Origin of the sequence: Streptomyces sp. G5(2025) (assembly GCF_049542075.1) — a bacterium.
In the GTDB taxonomy this organism is placed as follows: domain Bacteria; phylum Actinomycetota; class Actinomycetes; order Streptomycetales; family Streptomycetaceae; genus Streptomyces.
The window spans coordinates 988,024-1,001,626 of sequence record NZ_JBMUZT010000002.1; the positions used below are offsets into that span (position 1 = coordinate 988,024).

The 13,603-nt window shown below is 72.6% G+C and carries 14 protein-coding genes; 4 read left to right on the forward strand and 10 right to left on the reverse strand.

All coding sequences use genetic code 11. From position 1 onward, the window contains the following. Positions 1-2: 2 nt before the first annotated feature. The 5 genes from ACOBQB_RS04830 to ligD all read right to left on the reverse strand — a co-directional run bounded on the left by ACOBQB_RS04830 (position 3) and on the right by ligD (position 2,880). Complete coding sequence (locus tag ACOBQB_RS04830; RefSeq protein ID WP_423589033.1) at positions 3-248, reverse strand: gas vesicle protein GvpG; 246 nt, start codon at positions 246-248, stop codon at positions 3-5. Between the two features lie 13 nt (positions 249-261). Next, the gene (locus ACOBQB_RS04835; protein WP_423589034.1) at positions 262-1,002 is read right to left on the reverse strand and encodes a GvpL/GvpF family gas vesicle protein; all 741 of its coding nucleotides are present in this window, start codon (positions 1,000-1,002) and stop codon (positions 262-264) included. After that, complete coding sequence (locus ACOBQB_RS04840) at positions 999-1,430, reverse strand: gas vesicle structural protein GvpA (protein ID WP_423589035.1); 432 nt, start codon at positions 1,428-1,430, stop codon at positions 999-1,001. Before ACOBQB_RS04840 ends, ACOBQB_RS04835 begins: the two co-directional genes overlap by 4 nt. Positions 1,431-1,497: 67 nt before the next feature. Next, positions 1,498-1,839, reverse strand: coding sequence for a gas vesicle protein (locus ACOBQB_RS04845; RefSeq protein WP_423589036.1), 342 nt, complete (start codon positions 1,837-1,839; stop codon positions 1,498-1,500). Between the two features lie 81 nt (positions 1,840-1,920). Then, a complete protein-coding gene (gene ligD / locus ACOBQB_RS04850; RefSeq protein WP_423589037.1) occupies positions 1,921-2,880 on the reverse strand; it encodes a non-homologous end-joining DNA ligase in 960 nt (319 codons plus the stop codon). A gap of 267 nt (positions 2,881-3,147) precedes the next feature. Between ligD and ACOBQB_RS04855 the strand changes: the two genes are divergently transcribed. Continuing rightward, the gene (locus ACOBQB_RS04855; protein WP_423589039.1) at positions 3,148-3,771 is read left to right on the forward strand and encodes a hypothetical protein; all 624 of its coding nucleotides are present in this window, start codon (positions 3,148-3,150) and stop codon (positions 3,769-3,771) included. Between the two features lie 24 nt (positions 3,772-3,795). On the opposite strand, the gene ACOBQB_RS04860 is transcribed toward ACOBQB_RS04855, so the two are convergent. Continuing rightward, positions 3,796-5,697, reverse strand: coding sequence for a transketolase (locus tag ACOBQB_RS04860; RefSeq protein WP_423589041.1), 1,902 nt, complete (start codon positions 5,695-5,697; stop codon positions 3,796-3,798). A gap of 397 nt (positions 5,698-6,094) precedes the next feature. Here ACOBQB_RS04860 and ACOBQB_RS04865 point away from each other — a divergent pair, with 397 nt between their 5' ends. Next, positions 6,095-7,192, forward strand: coding sequence for an enolase C-terminal domain-like protein (locus ACOBQB_RS04865; RefSeq protein WP_423589042.1), 1,098 nt, complete (start codon positions 6,095-6,097; stop codon positions 7,190-7,192). Positions 7,193-7,454: 262 nt separating this feature from the next. Here ACOBQB_RS04865 and ACOBQB_RS04870 read toward each other — a convergent pair whose 3' ends face one another. Beyond that, complete coding sequence (locus ACOBQB_RS04870; protein WP_423589043.1) at positions 7,455-7,922, reverse strand: phage holin family protein; 468 nt, start codon at positions 7,920-7,922, stop codon at positions 7,455-7,457. A 165-nt stretch (positions 7,923-8,087) separates the two neighbouring features. On the opposite strand from ACOBQB_RS04870, the gene ACOBQB_RS04875 reads away from it, so the two are divergent. Both ACOBQB_RS04875 and ACOBQB_RS04880 read left to right on the forward strand, forming a co-directional pair. Continuing rightward, complete coding sequence (locus ACOBQB_RS04875) at positions 8,088-8,165, forward strand: 50S ribosomal protein bL37 (RefSeq protein ID WP_374104540.1); 78 nt, start codon at positions 8,088-8,090, stop codon at positions 8,163-8,165. 193 nt (positions 8,166-8,358) lie between these two features. Further along, positions 8,359-8,715, forward strand: coding sequence for a VOC family protein (locus ACOBQB_RS04880; protein ID WP_423589045.1), 357 nt, complete (start codon positions 8,359-8,361; stop codon positions 8,713-8,715). A 2-nt stretch (positions 8,716-8,717) separates the two neighbouring features. On the opposite strand, the gene ACOBQB_RS04885 is transcribed toward ACOBQB_RS04880, so the two are convergent. The 3 genes from ACOBQB_RS04885 to ACOBQB_RS04895 form a co-directional block, all read right to left on the reverse strand. After that, positions 8,718-10,499 (reverse strand): CocE/NonD family hydrolase, encoded by a 1,782-nt coding sequence (locus ACOBQB_RS04885; protein WP_423589047.1) that lies wholly within the window; start codon positions 10,497-10,499, stop codon positions 8,718-8,720. A 175-nt stretch (positions 10,500-10,674) separates the two neighbouring features. Continuing rightward, entirely contained in the window at positions 10,675-11,604 is a 930-nt protein-coding gene (locus ACOBQB_RS04890) for a S66 peptidase family protein (RefSeq protein ID WP_423589049.1), read from the reverse strand. Next, positions 11,601-13,586: a prolyl oligopeptidase family serine peptidase gene (locus ACOBQB_RS04895; protein ID WP_423590401.1), complete on the reverse strand. Its 1,986-nt coding sequence runs from the start codon at positions 13,584-13,586 to the stop codon at positions 11,601-11,603. The genes ACOBQB_RS04890 and ACOBQB_RS04895 overlap by 4 nt, the downstream gene beginning before the upstream one ends. Between the last annotated feature and the right edge of the window lie 17 nt (positions 13,587-13,603).

Genomic DNA, 13,603 nt, shown 5'->3' on the forward strand with positions numbered 1-13,603 from the left:
GTTCATTGTCTGAAGTCCTGTCCTGTGCTGTGCTGCAGCCGGTCGAGGAGCTCGTCCTCGGCCCGCTCGAACTCGTCCTCGTCGATCTCGCCCGACTCAAGGCGCTCCTCAAGCCGGGCGAGCTCACGACGGATGGCCGAGGGGTCGTAGTACTGCCGCTCCGCCTCGTCGACCACCTGCCTCAGCACCCAGAGGGAGCCGCGGGCCGGGGCCAGAGGCAGCAGAAGCAGTTCTCCGATCAGTCCCATGCCGTCACTCCCGTCACTCCGCGGGTTCGGCGGGCCCCGGGTCGACGAAGCTGTACGGCGGCAGCGGTCCGTGCACCTTGAGTTCCAAGTGCGGCTGTGTGGACCGGAGTTCCTCCACCGCGGCGACGAAACCGTCGGCCGCCTTGCGGCTCACCAGGAACGAGACGTTGGCGAGCCAGCCGGTGCCCTCGGGGCCCTCGGCGACCGCTTCGGCCGCCGGTTCCAGCGCGCGCCGCACCTCGACGGCGTCGCTCGTCTCCCGGGCACGCACCGCGGAGGTGACCGCCTCGCCGAGCTTCAGCTTCTGCTCGTGACTGCCCCCGCCCTGGCGCTGGTTGGCTTCCACCATGGCCCGCAGCTCCGGGTTCTCCGCGAGGACCTGGTGCAGCACGGCCTGTTCGTTGTGCGAGGCCTTCACGTTGTACTCGACCCTGCCGTCGAGGGTGCGCAGCCGTTCCGTGTAGTGGTCGGCGCGCTCCCCGAGCACGTTGACGACGGTCTCGTCGTCCGGTGCGAGGCTGCCGAAGCGCATGGGGAGCACGGAGCCGCCGGCGCCCGCCTCCGACAGCACGTTCTGGTGGGCGAGCAGGTCGCGCCGCTTGGGCTTGAGGTCCTCCGGGGCGTCGCTGACGATCGCGGCGAGGTCACCCTGCTTCAAGATGCGCACCGTGCACGCCGGCTTCCCGATGCCCTCCATGCCGTCCGGCAGACCCGGGTGGGAGCCGGCGGCGATGCCGTAGACGTAAGTCGTCACTCCTTCTCCTCCTTCCGGCGAGAGGTCGTGGAACGCCGGGCCCTCGGGCGTTCCACGCTCTGGCTCTGGCCTTCCTCACGCGACTGCTTGAAGGCGTCCGAAATGGTCTCGGCCGCCCCGGAGAGCGCCCCCTTGGACTTGCCCTTGGCGCCGGACTCCGTGATCTCGCCGACCAGGTCGGGCAGGCCGGGGTTCTTCTTCGGCCCGGATTCCAGGTCGAGGCGGTTGCACGCCTCGGCGAAGCGCAGATACGTGTCGACGCTCGCGACGACGACACGGACGTCGACCTTCAGGATCTCGATGCCGACGAGTGAGACGCGTACGAAGGCGTCGATGACGAGTCCTCGGTCGAGGATGAGCTCCACGACGTCGTACAGGCCACTGGAGCCGCCTCCGCCGCCGGACTGTTGTGCCGGGACTACGGTCATGCCGACTGTGCCTCCTTGCTTGTCTGGGCTTGGCTGGGCTTGGCTGGGTTTCTCTGGCTTGCTTTCCCTACTTGTTGTGGGGGTCCGAACGTCCGCGCTCGTACCGGCGGACCCGCCGGTAGCCGGTCAGTTCGCCCTGCGGGTCGAGCTGCACCTCGTAACTCGCGAGCAGGCTCATCGTGTCGGGGACACGGGCGAGTTCGAGTACCTCGATCTCCAACAGCCATCCGTTTTCGGTGCGTTCGAAGGACGACACCGATTCGGCCGTCATGCCGGTGAGTTCGGCGAGCTGGGTCTGGGCGGCCCTCAGAACCGCCATGGGGCCCGGCAGTTCGCTCTGCTCCTTCTGCTCTTTCGGCTCTTTCTGCTCGTTCTCGTTGTCTGTTGTCTTACGTGACGTATTGGCCATGTCCACCTCCCGGTACGTGTGTCCCGACCGCCCTTGGCCAAACCCCCGCTACTGCGTATCCACGGTGGGAACGCGGCGAGTTCAGCCGCGCAGCGCGCTCAACTTGCGGCGGGCGGGCCCGAGGGCGCGTCCGGTGCGCAGGACGCCGGCCCACGGGTCGGAACGGGCCTGCTCCACGGCGTTCTCGATGGTCCAGCGGCGGGCGTGCACGGCCGGGTCGTCGAGCTGTTCCCAGGCGATCGGTACGGCCACCGGTGCGCCCGGCGCGGCGCGTACGGAGAAGGGGGCGACGGCGGTCTGCGCGTACGCGTTGCGCTGCACGTCGAGGTAGAGCCGGTCGCCGCGTGCCTCCTTGCGGGCGGCCGTGGTGAACCGCTCGGGGTGGGCGGCGGCGAGCGTGTCGGCGACGTCCTTGGCGAAGTCGCGTACGTCGTCGAAGTCGTGGTGGCCGTTCAGCGGCACCACCACGTGCAGTCCGCGTGAGCCCGTCGTCATCAGGGCGGAGGGCAGGCCCATGTGGTCGAGGAGTTCACCGAGCAGGCGGGCCGCGTCGCGCACGGCACCGAAGTCGTCCTTCGCGGGATCGAGGTCGAAGACCAGCCGGTCGGGGCGGTCGATCCGGCCGGTGCGCGAGAGCCAGCGGTGCAGGGTCAGGCAGGCCTGGTCGGCGAGGAAGAGCAGGGTCGCGGTGTCGTCGCACACGGTGTGGGTGACGGTGCCGCCCTGCTTGGCGACCTCCGCGCGGGTGATCCAGTCCGGGTAGTGGTCCGGGGTGTCCTTCTGCATGAAGCGGGGGCCGTCGACGCCGTCGGGGTGGCGCTCCAGCATCAGGGGGCGGCCGCGCAGGTGGGGCAGCATGAAGGGGGCGACGGACCGGTAGTGGTCGAAGAGGTCCGCTTTGGTGCAACCCGGGTCGTCGCCGTCTCCTCCCGGGTCGTCGCCCTTTCCTCCGGGGTCGTCGCGGGCCGGGAAGAGGATCTTGTCCGGCCGGTGGAGTTCCACGGTGCGGCGGCCGACCCGCACCGTCCGTGCGTCGTTCATGGGGGTTCCCTTCCGCTCGGTCCCTCAGGTCGGACGGGCCGGGCGGGTACCCCGAGGCGCCCCCGGTAGTCGCCCCAGCCCCCCGGGCACGGTGGTGTTGCCCCTGGTCGGGAGGGTGGCTGGCACCACCCGGAAGCCGGGGGACGGCGGGCGTGCCCCGCGGCTCGGGGCCCGGAAGGATCGTCGGCATCGAACAGCCGTCACGTACCGGTTCGGCAACCGCGGCCGGCGTCACCGATCGCCAGCGATCCCGCAGTGAGGCTTGCCATGACGCACATCCCCGAGTCGCGCCACCCCGCGGGCCTGCCGCGCCCGCCCCGGCCCCGCCCCCGCCCCCGCCCGCGCTCCCAGAAGCCGCGGCCGCTGCCATGGATGTTCCCCGGAACCGACGAGCCGCCGGCCCCCGCCACCGTCAGGGCGGCCTTCGCGCTCTGGCTCACCGTGGTCGCCGCAGGTGTCTTCGAGACAGTGCTCGCGCTCATCGGGGCGGCGGCGACCGACGGTGACGCGTCCGTCGGCGGCCTCGCGGGCGGCCTCGCGGTGCGCGTGGCCGTGTACTCGGCGGTCGTACTGGTCGCGGTGCGGATGCGGCGGGGCGGGAACGGCGCACGGCTGGCCCTGGCGGGCGTACTCGGCGTCTTCGGCACGCTGTCCCTGGTGATCGGGCCTGTGCGGTGGCTGGCCGAGGGGCATCCGGTCGGCGCCGCCTTCCGCGGCCTCGGGGTGGTGGACGTGCTCTTCGGCGCGAGCCGCGTGCTGCCTGTGGCGGCCGTACTCGCGGCGGTGGCCCTGATGTTCCGTCCCTCGGCGAACGCGTGGTTCAGGACGGCGACCGCCGGGCCCACCCCGAACACGTGGCTCAGGACGGCGGCCCGCCGGGCCCACCGCTGACGGAGGCGCCGCCCGGCGGCCGCGTCAGCGCACCACCGCTTCCTCCACCAGGAGCCGCGCCGCCGCCGCGATCGACTGGGCGTCGATGCCCGCCGCGCGGAGCTGCTCCTCGGGCGACGCCGAGCCCGGCATCGTACGGACCGCGAGCCGCACGAGGCGCGGCACGGGGGCGCCGTCGGTGAACGCCTCGAGGACCGCGTCGCCGAGGCCGCCCTCCTCCCGGTGGTCCTCGACGGTGACCAGGCAGCTGGTCTGTTCGGCCGCCTCGCGCAGGGTCCGCCGGTCGACGGGCTTGACGGAGTACAGGTCGATGACGCGCACCGGGATGCCCTCGCCTTCGAGCAGCTCCGCGGCGGACAGCGCCTCATGCAGGGTCACCCCGGCGGCGACGAGCGTCAGCCGGTCCGCGGCGCTGGAGCGCAGGACCTTGGAGCCGCCGATGGGGAACTCCTCGCCGGGGCCGTAGATGACGGGCGTGGCCCCGCGCGACGTACGCAGGTAGCGCACGCCGTCGAGGTCGGCCATCTGGGCGATGAGCCGCCCGGTCTGATGGGCGTCGCAGGGATACAGGACGGTGGAGCCGTGCACCGCGCGGAAGAGCGCCAGGTCCTCCAGGCCCATCTGGGAGGGGCCGTCCTCACCGATGGCGACGCCCGCGTGGGAGCCCACGAGGTTGATGCCCGAGCCGCTGATCGCCGCCATCCGCACGAAGTCGTAGGCGCGCGTGAGGAACGCCGCGAACGTCGTCGCGTACGGCACCCAGCCGCGCGCCGCGAGACCGACCGCGGTGGCGACGAGCTGCTGCTCGGCGATGTAACACTCGAAGTACCGCTCGGGGTGTTCCTTGGCGAAGTACTCCGTGCGCGTCGAGTCGCCGACCTCGCCGTCGACGGCCACCACGTCGCCGCGCGCGCTGCCCAGCGCGGTGAGCGCCTGGCCGTAGGCGTCGCGGGTGGCGATGTCCTCGCCCACCTCGTGGCGGGGCAGTTCGAGGTGGCCGCTGCGCACCGTGTGCATGGTCCGCGCCGCGGCGGGCTTGCGCACCTCCACGCTCACCTCGCGTACGCCGCCCAGCTCCTCGATGGCCTCGTCGGCGTCCGGCAGCGGCTTGCCGTGCTTGCCCTCGCGGTCCTCGACGGCGGCGACGCCCTTGCCCTTGAGGGTGCGGGCGAGGATCACGGTCGGCTGCCCGGCGGTGGAGGCCGCCTCCTGGTAGGCGCGGTCGATGGCGTCGACGTCGTGCCCGTCGATCTCGATGACGTGCCAGTCGAATGCTTTGAAGCGGTCCGCGTAGGCCTTGAGGTTCCACTCGTGGCGGGTCGGGCCGCGCTGGCCGAGGCGGTTGACGTCGACGATCGCGGTCAGGTTGTCGAGGTGCTCGAACCCGGCGTGTTCGGCCGCCTCCCAGATGGAGCCCTCGGCCAGCTCGCTGTCGCCGCACATCGCCCAGACGCGGTAGGGGATCTGTTCGAGCCGCTTGCCGGAGAGGGCCATGCCGACGGCGACGGGGAGGCCCTGCCCGAGCGAACCTGTGGCGACCTCGACCCAGGGCAGGGCGCGGGGCGTCGGGTGCCCCTGGAGGCGGCTGCCCTCCTTGCGGAAGGTCAGCAGCTCGTCGTCGGTGAGGGCGCGGGCCGCCTTGTACGCCGCGTAGAGCAGCGGGGAGGCGTGGCCCTTGGAGAGGATGAAGCGGTCGTTGCCCGGATGGTCGGGGCGGTCGAAGTCGTAGCGGAGGTGGCCGCCGAGGAGCACCGCCATCAGGTCGGCGGCGGACATCGAGGAGGTGGGGTGCCCGGAGCCGGCGGCGGCCGCCGCGCGGACCGAGTCGACGCGCAGCTGTTGGCCGAGGGCGGCGAGTTCCTTGCTGTTCATTTCACCGCTCTTCAGGTCGCTGCGGTTCAGGTCGCTGCTGTCGCTGCTGTTCATGGGGGGTCTCCTTGGTGTGCGGCGGCCTCCTGGGCGCGGAGGTAGGGGCGTCCAGGAGCCAGTCTGCGGGGGCGTTCGCGTGCTCGCCCGGCGTGGCCGCCCACGGAACCTCCCGCGTGCCCCGGCCCGGCGGCCACCAAACTCCGGGACGCGGGGGCGCCGGGGGCACGGGGCGACGGGCGTACGGACCTGCGCGCGGGGGCGGCGAAATCCGAGGCCCGGCACCCTCCGGACGCCGTTTGTCACCACCCCTCGGGGTTACCCGAAGCCCTATCCGACCAGCTCCTCCCCATCGCACCGGAGGCGCCTTCACGCGCCCTCGGCAGCTGTGCCCTGCGCACCGTGCACGATGAACCGCGAAACCATGAACCGCGAACCGTGAACCGAGGAAGTCCAGATGAAGGACGTAGTTTCCATCGAACGGCCCGCCGTCTCCGCGTACACCGTGCCCGCGGACGCGCCCGAGGCGGACGGCACCTTCGCCTGGGACACGACGACGGTCGTCATCGCCGAGATCACCGCGGGCGACGCGACGGGCACCGGCTGGACCTACGCACCCGCATCCGTCGCCGCCCTGGTCGACGAGCAGCTGACCCCGGCCATCGTGGGGCGCGACGCCCTCGACGTGCCCGCCGCGCACGAGGCGATGACGAAGGCGGTGCGCAACACCGGCCGCCCCGGCGCCGCCGCCTGCGCGATCTCGGCCGTCGACATCGCCCTGTGGGACCTGAAGGCCCGCCTCCTCGAACTCCCTCTCGTACGTCTCCTCGGGGCGGCCCGCGACGAGGTGCCCGTCTACGGCAGCGGTGGCTTCACCACCTACCACGACACGCATCTGGCGGCGCAGCTCAACGGCTGGGTGCACGGTCAGCACATCCCGCGCGTCAAGATCAAGGTCGGTGAGGCGTGGGGCAGGGCGGCGGCCCGTGATGTGTCGCGGGTGCGCACCGCGCGTGACGTCATCGGTCCCCAGGCCGAGTTGTACGTCGACGCGAGCGGCGGCTACACGCGCAAGCAGGCGGTACGGGTGGGCAGGGTGCTCGCCGAGCACGGCGTGGGCTGGTTCGAGGAGCCGGTGTCCTCGGACGACCTGCGGGGGCTCGCGCAGGTCAGGGACGCGCTGGTGTGTGACGTGACGGCGGGCGCGTACGGCTACGACCTGCCCTACTTCGCCCGCATGATCCCCTCCGTGGACTGCCTCCAGGTCGACGCGACGCGCTGCGGCGGCCTCACCGAGTGGTTACGCGCGGCGGCTCTCGCGCAGGCGCACGGCCTGGAGGTCTCGGCGCTCTGCGCGCCGCACGCGCACGCCGCGGTCGCCGCGTGCGTGCCCAATCTGCGGCACATCGAGTGGTTCCACGACCATGTGCGGATCGAGTCGATGTTCTTCGACGGGGCGCTGGACCCGACCGGCGGCGTGATCCGTCCCGAGGGTGGTGTCGGGCTCGGCCTGGAGCTGCGTACGGACGACGTGGAGGAGTTCCGGGTGGTGTGAATCCCCCTCGCGCGGACGCCGCGCGGCCTGCCAGGCTCCACGCATGAAAGACGCGGAAGCACTGCTCATCGGGGGCCGGTCCGGAGCCGGCAAGTCGTCGGTCTGCCTGGAGGTCGCCGCTCAGCCGCGGGCGGCGGACGTCGGCCATGCGCTGATCGCGGGCGACCTCCTGGACGCCGTCCACCCCGCGCCGCCCCCGACACCCATCGCGTCGTCACGGGCGGCCGGACCGTCGAGGCCATTGCGGCGGAGGTGGTGGCGGTCACGGGGTGGACGATGACTCCGGCTTCGGGGTGCTGAGGCGGTCGCCGGAGGCCGGGGCGGCCGTGGGCGCGGTGGCCGGCATCGGCGGGACCGCGGGTGCGGCGGGGCCGCCCGGCGGAACGCCGGGGGTGGGCGGCGCGTCGACCGCGGGGGACGCGCCGGGGCGGGCCGCGTTGCGCAGCAGCAGGGCCGCGACGCCGAGCAGCGCGGCCACGATCAGGGCCGCCGCCCAGCCGGGCAGGGCGAGGGCCAGGGCCAGCCCGGCGGCCAGCGCGACCGCGGCGCCCGCGTAGAGCGCGGTGGCGCCCGACGCCGCGTACAGCGTGGCCTTGCGCCGCTGCTTCTTGGTCTGCTCGCGGAACTCCTCGCGCAGTTCGGCACGGATCGTACGGACCAGCTCGTCGGTCAGGGCCTTGTCGAACGGCTGCTTGTCGAGGCCGGTCAGAGGTTTCTCGGGACCAGTCATGGCCACCGGGTACCCGAAGGCACCGGCCGGTAACGGGCGCACGCCGGCGCAGGGACGCACCGATGTGACGCAGGCCACACCATGACGGGTTCACCGCTTGGGTAGGCGGCGCGTGATCGCTCGGGTCCACACCCGGGAAGCACCACCAGATACACGGAGGTATCCATGTCCTCGAAGCGACGCCGCAAGAAGAGGGCCCGCCGCAAGAACGGCGCGAACCACGGCAGCCGCCCCCAGTCCTGAACGGCGGGTGCGAGCGGCGGAGGGCGGCACCGGACGGTGCCGCCCTCCATCGCGCCTCCATCGCGCCTGGCGGACCGGCGAGTTGAGGTGACCTCCTCGCCGGAGGCGGTGGCGAGGGGGCGGGCAATCATGAAATCGTTGCGGAGCCGTTGGCCGGTCACAGAGGTGTCACAGAGGTGAGGGCGTTCCAATCATGGAGATCCTGGGAACCACGCTGCGCATCTGCGTCGAGGACCTGGAGTCCTCGGTCGCGTTCTACGAGCGCCTCGCGGGCGGCAAGGCGATGCGCTTCGAACGCGGCGGCGTATCCGTGGCCGCGGTCGGCTGCTTCCTGCTGATGAGCGGCCCGGAACAGGAACTGGAAGTGCTCCGCAAGGTCGCGGCGACCATCGCGGTGCGGGACGTCGACGAGGCGTACGCCGTGCTGAGCGCCTCCGGCGCCCGGGTCATCGCGGGCCCGGTCCCGACCCCCGCCGGGCGCAACCTCATCGCGATGCACCCGGACGGCGCCGTCTTCGAGTACGTGGACCGCCGCGCCGTCACGGACTGACGTCAGTGGCGGACCACGGGCAGGCGTAGGACACCGGTGTCCTTGGGCGCGCTGGTCACCGTGACCGGCTTGACGCCCTTGTTGCCGATGTACGCGCCGTCGCTCGCCGCCACCACGAACCGCAGCCGGTGGCCCTTCTCGTAGCGGTGCACGATGCCCGGCAGTGACACCGTGAACGGCTTCGTCACGTCCGGCACCCGCACGGGCGACACGAGCCGGTGCACGAGGGTCTTCTTGCCGTCGGGCGCCACGTCGTAGAGCTTGGCGAAGAGGACCAGCTTGTCGGCCGCGTCACCGGAGTGCTGTACGCGCTCGGCCTTCGGCGAGATCACCTTCAGGGTGGCCCTGGGGGCGCCGACGACGTCCATCGCCTCGGCGAGGGGCTCGGTCGTCCAGTCCAGGTAGGTGCCCTTGGTGTCGTACGGGGCGCGGTCGGGCAGCCCGATCAGTCCGGCGACGGAGGACTCCGAATGGCTCGTCGGGACAAGCCAGTTGCGGTACTCGCGGCTGCCGCGCGTCACCTTCGCGCGGTTGTCGACGAGCTTGCCGTCGCCGGACAGGTACAGCGTGCGGTTGCGCGGCGGGACCTCGGAGGCGGTGGCGTAGGTGTTGTCCGGGTCGCCGATCCAGTCGCGGTGGTAGGCGAAGGCGGGGCCGGTGTCGACACCCTTCTTCTTGTGGAGGTAGCGGTCGAACCAGGCGAGGATCCGCCGCCCCACATACGACGTCTCCAAGTTACCCTCGTCCAGGTTCAGTTCGCCGGACGCCGCGTCCCGGACGCCGCCGCTGTGGCCCCAGGACTGCCAGATCATCTTCGCCGGGGTGCCCTGCGCCGTGAGTGTCCGGTACGTCGCCTCGGCCTCGTTGAGGTTGAAGAGGCTGTCGGCCTGGCCCTGGACGAGCAGCGTGGGCGCCTTCACTTTGTGGAGGTACGAGACCGGGGAGACGCCCCGCGCGAACTCCTGGAGGGCCTTGGTGCGGTCCGCCGGATAGCGGCCGGAGTTGAGCGTGCGGATCGTCTCGCAGGCCTTGGTGACGAAGTGCAGACAGCCGAGGCGGTTGACGCGGGACGGATCGAGGTTCGGGACGAGCAGCGGCTGCCCCTCTCCGATGAGGTAGAAGCCGTTCATCCACTGCCACTTGGCGGCGCCGGGGACACCGCGGTCGACGGCGTTGTTCGGGTCGAGGGAGTACGCCAGGTCGTTCCAGGTGATCATCGGGACGAGGGCGTCGACCCGGTGGTCCACAGCGGCGGTGGCGAGCTGGACGGCGCCGCCGTACGAGCCGCCGATCATGCCGACCCGCGGGTCGCCCGCGCTGTCGGCGGTGACGTAGTCGACCTTGGTGCCGTCGTCGGCGGCGCGCTCACCGGCGAGGAAGTCGACGAGCCCGGAGGCGGCCCTGCCATCGATCTCCGGGTCGTCGAGGGAGATCAGACACCCGGACCTGCCGAAGCCCAGGCCGGAGTAGACGAGACCGATGTAGCCGCGCTCGGCGAACGCCTTGCCGACCGCGGCGGTCGATCCGTCGGACTTGCTCCCGCCGAAGCCGTTGGTGGAGAGCACCGCGGGGGCGGGGTGCGCGGCGTCCACCCCGGCGGGCCGGTACAGGTCGGCGTCGACGGTGCAGCTCCTGCCGCCCGCCTGGACGGTGAACTTGAGCGCGGTGACGGTGAATTCCCCCGCCGCGTGGGCCGCGCCGGCCGGGGCGGGCACGGCGACGGCGAGCGGCGCGGCGAGCGCCGCCGCTGCGGCGAGGGTCAGGGCACGGCGACGAGGGGACAAGGGGACCTCCACGCTGAGGACATCCGACAGCTGACGGCTAAGAGCCTGACGACTACTGACCCGACGGGTAGGGGCCTGGCGACTACTGACTGGTAAGTACCGGCCCCGCTCATGTTGTGACACGTGTCAGAGCGAGGTCAACGACCGTGACAGATGTTTCTTCCGGGAGCGCGCGTCAGGCCAGCGCCGGGACGTCCAGCGTCAACGTCCTTACGTCCGCGTCCAGTTCACCCGCCACCCCGAACGGCACCGTCAGCGCCCCGTCGCAGTGCCCGAACCCGAACTCCTCGACCACGGGCACGCCGAGTCCGCCGAGCCGGTCGGCGAAGAGGCGGCGCACCATGTCGTACGGCCCGCACAGCTCCCAGGAGCCGAGGGCGATCCCCGCGACCCCGTCCAGCCAGCCGGAGCGCAGGAGTTGCGTGAGGCTGCGGTCCAGGCGGTACGCCTCCTCGCCGATGTCCTCCAGGAACAGCAGCCCACCGCGCGCACCGGACCGCGCCCCCGGCGTGCCGAGTCCGGCGGCGAGCAGCGATACGCAGCCGCCGAGCGTGACACCCCGGGCCCGGCCGCCGACCAGCGCCGCGGCACGCGGGGGCGCGGTGATCACCCGTACCTCCTCCGGGGTGAACAGGGTGGCCCGCAGGTGGTCCTGGGCGTCGGCGTTCTTGAGGAAGTCGGCCACGGCGGTCATGGGGCCGTGCAGCGTGGCGAGGCCGAGCCGCGTGGCGAACGCCTCGTGCAGCGCGGTGATGTCGCTGTAGCCGAGGAACACCTTGGGCCCGGCCGCCCGCATGGCCGCCCAGTCGAGGAGGTCCACCACGCGCTGGGCGCCGTACCCGCCGCGGGCGCAGAACACGGCGGCCACGGACGGGTCGCACCACGCCCGCTCCAGGTCGCGGGCGCGGTCGGCGTCCGTCCCGGCGAGGTAGGCGAACTCCCGGTGCCGGTCCAGGACATGGGGCATGACGAGCGGGTCGAGGTCCCAGCCGCGCAGGATGTCGAGGCCCGCCTCCAGACGTTCCTCCGGGACGGGGCCGCTCGGCGCGACGACGGCGACGCGCGCGCCGGGCGTCAGGCGCGGGGGCCGCACGAGGGGTCTCACTTGGCGAGCTCCAGGGTCGGTGGGGGCCCCGTGAGGTCGAGTCTGAACACCTGGGCGTAGAGGGATAGTTCGGCCTCCAGGGCGCGGACCATCGTGTCGGCGCGGCGGAAGCCGTGTCCCTCCCCCTCGAAGGCGATGTAGGCGTGCGGGATGCCGCGCCCCTCCATCTCGGCGAGGAACCGTTCGGTCTGGGCGGGCGGGCAGACCACGTCGTCGAGCCCTTGGAGGAGCAGGAAGGGCACGGTGACGCGCTCGGCGTGTTCCAGCGGCGACCGCTCCGCGTACCGCCCCGGCACCTCGTCGTACGGCCCGACGAGGGATTCCAGGTAACGCGATTCCAGGTCGTGGGTCTCCCCCGAGGCGAACGCGGCGAGGTCGAGCACCGGGTAGATGATGGTCCCGCAGGCGTAGACATCGGTGGTGGCCAGCGATACGGCCGTGGTCCAGCCGCCCGCGCTGCCGCCGCGGATCGCGAGGCGGTCGCGGTCGGCGGTGCCCTCGTCGGCCAGGGCCAGGGCGACGGCCGCGCAGTCCTCGACGTCCACGATGCCCCACTGCTCGCGCAGCCGCTCGCGGTAGGCGCGCCCGTACCCCGTGGAGCCGCCGTAGTTGACCTCGGCGACACCGATGCCGCGCGAGGTGAAGTAGGCGATGGCCAGGTCCAGGACGAGGGGCGAGCGGCCGGTGGGGCCGCCGTGCGCCCACACCACGTAGGGCGGCAGCTCCTCGTCGGATGCGACGTGGCCGGGGTGGTGCGGCGGGTAGATGTGGGCGTGGACGGTGCGTCCGGCGGGGCCGGCGAAGGTGCGGATCTGGGGTTCGGGGTAGTACGTGGGGTCCACCGGGTCGTCGTGACGGGCCCCGACGACGCGTGCGTGGCCGGTGCCGGTGTCCAATTCCACGACCTCGTACGCGCTGCGCGGGCTGGCGGCGACGCCGAGCACGCGGGGGCCGTGCGCGGCGACGGTGGAGGCCCACTCCGTCCAGGGGCCGGCCGCGTCGACGACCTCGCCGGTCTCGGGGTCGAGTATGCCGAGCGCGGTGGCACCCTTGCCGTGCACGACGGCGACCAGCCCGCTGTCCAGCGGCGCGAACCAGGTGAGTCCGGTCTGCCACAGGGGCCCGGCGAACTCTTCCTCGCGCGGGCAGAGCGGACGTACGCCGCCCGGGTCGTCGGCGCTCGCGCGGTACAGGTTCCACCAGCCGGTGCGGTCGCTGGAGAACAGCAGGCGCCCGTCCGGCGCCCACTCGACCTGCGCGACGGACTCCTCGGGGCCGCCGGCGAAGACGCGGGCCGCGCCGAAGGTGCCGTCGTCCCGCACGTCGGCGAGCACCAGGTCCGTGCCGTCCCACGGCATGCGGGGGTGGTCCCAGCCGATCCAGGCGGCGCGGGCGCCGTCCGGCGACAGGCGCGGCCCGGTGACGAACCGGTGGGCTCCGTCGGACAGTTCGCGCACCGCGCCGCGGTCCCCGGCCGCCGAGCCGTCGAGCGGCACCGCGGCGATGACGCGGCGCACGTCGGTGGGCTCCGGCCCGGTGAACTCCTCCAGGACGCACCACACTTCGCCCCGGTCGGGGCGGAGCAGCGGTTCGGCCCAGCGCAGGCCGCCGCCGACGTCACCGGTCGGCGTCAGGGGGCGGGGCGCGGCGTCCGGGGCGTCGGGCTCGTACGCGTACAGGCGCTGGTCCGCGAAGTTGACGAAGACGAGCAGCGGTCCCTCGGGGCGGTCGGCCCCGGCCCAGGGGCGGCCACCGTACTCGACGACGCGGCTGCGCACGTTCCACGGCGGGGGCAGCACCGAGCGCTCAGCGCCGTCGGGGAGACGTCGCACCAGGGCGCGGCGGCCGCCCTCGGTGGGGCGCGGTTCGGTCCACCACGCCTCACCGCCGACGAAGCCCACGTATCCCGGCGCGCCGTCGTGGGTGGCGGCGAGCTCGGCGCCGATCGGCGACGGCCATGATCCGTACGCCCGGGTCTGCATCATGTCCTTTACTTCCC

Coding starts and splice junctions, on each gene's coding strand:
- ACOBQB_RS04830 (WP_423589033.1), bottom strand. CDS start 248: ATGGGACTGATCGGAGAACTGCTTCTGCTGCCTCTGGCCCCGGCCCGC.
- ACOBQB_RS04840 (WP_423589035.1), bottom strand. CDS start 1,430: ATGACCGTAGTCCCGGCACAACAGTCCGGCGGCGGAGGCGGCTCCAGT.
- ACOBQB_RS04845 (WP_423589036.1), bottom strand. CDS start 1,839: ATGGCCAATACGTCACGTAAGACAACAGACAACGAGAACGAGCAGAAA.
- ligD (WP_423589037.1), bottom strand. CDS start 2,880: ATGAACGACGCACGGACGGTGCGGGTCGGCCGCCGCACCGTGGAACTC.
- ACOBQB_RS04855 (WP_423589039.1), top strand. CDS start 3,148: ATGACGCACATCCCCGAGTCGCGCCACCCCGCGGGCCTGCCGCGCCCG.
- ACOBQB_RS04860 (WP_423589041.1), bottom strand. CDS start 5,697: ATGAACAGCAGCGACAGCAGCGACCTGAACCGCAGCGACCTGAAGAGC.
- ACOBQB_RS04865 (WP_423589042.1), top strand. CDS start 6,095: ATGAAGGACGTAGTTTCCATCGAACGGCCCGCCGTCTCCGCGTACACC.
- ACOBQB_RS04870 (WP_423589043.1), bottom strand. CDS start 7,922: ATGACTGGTCCCGAGAAACCTCTGACCGGCCTCGACAAGCAGCCGTTC.
- ACOBQB_RS04875 (WP_374104540.1), top strand. CDS start 8,088: ATGTCCTCGAAGCGACGCCGCAAGAAGAGGGCCCGCCGCAAGAACGGC.
- ACOBQB_RS04880 (WP_423589045.1), top strand. CDS start 8,359: ATGGAGATCCTGGGAACCACGCTGCGCATCTGCGTCGAGGACCTGGAG.
- ACOBQB_RS04895 (WP_423590401.1), bottom strand. CDS start 13,586: ATGCAGACCCGGGCGTACGGATCATGGCCGTCGCCGATCGGCGCCGAG.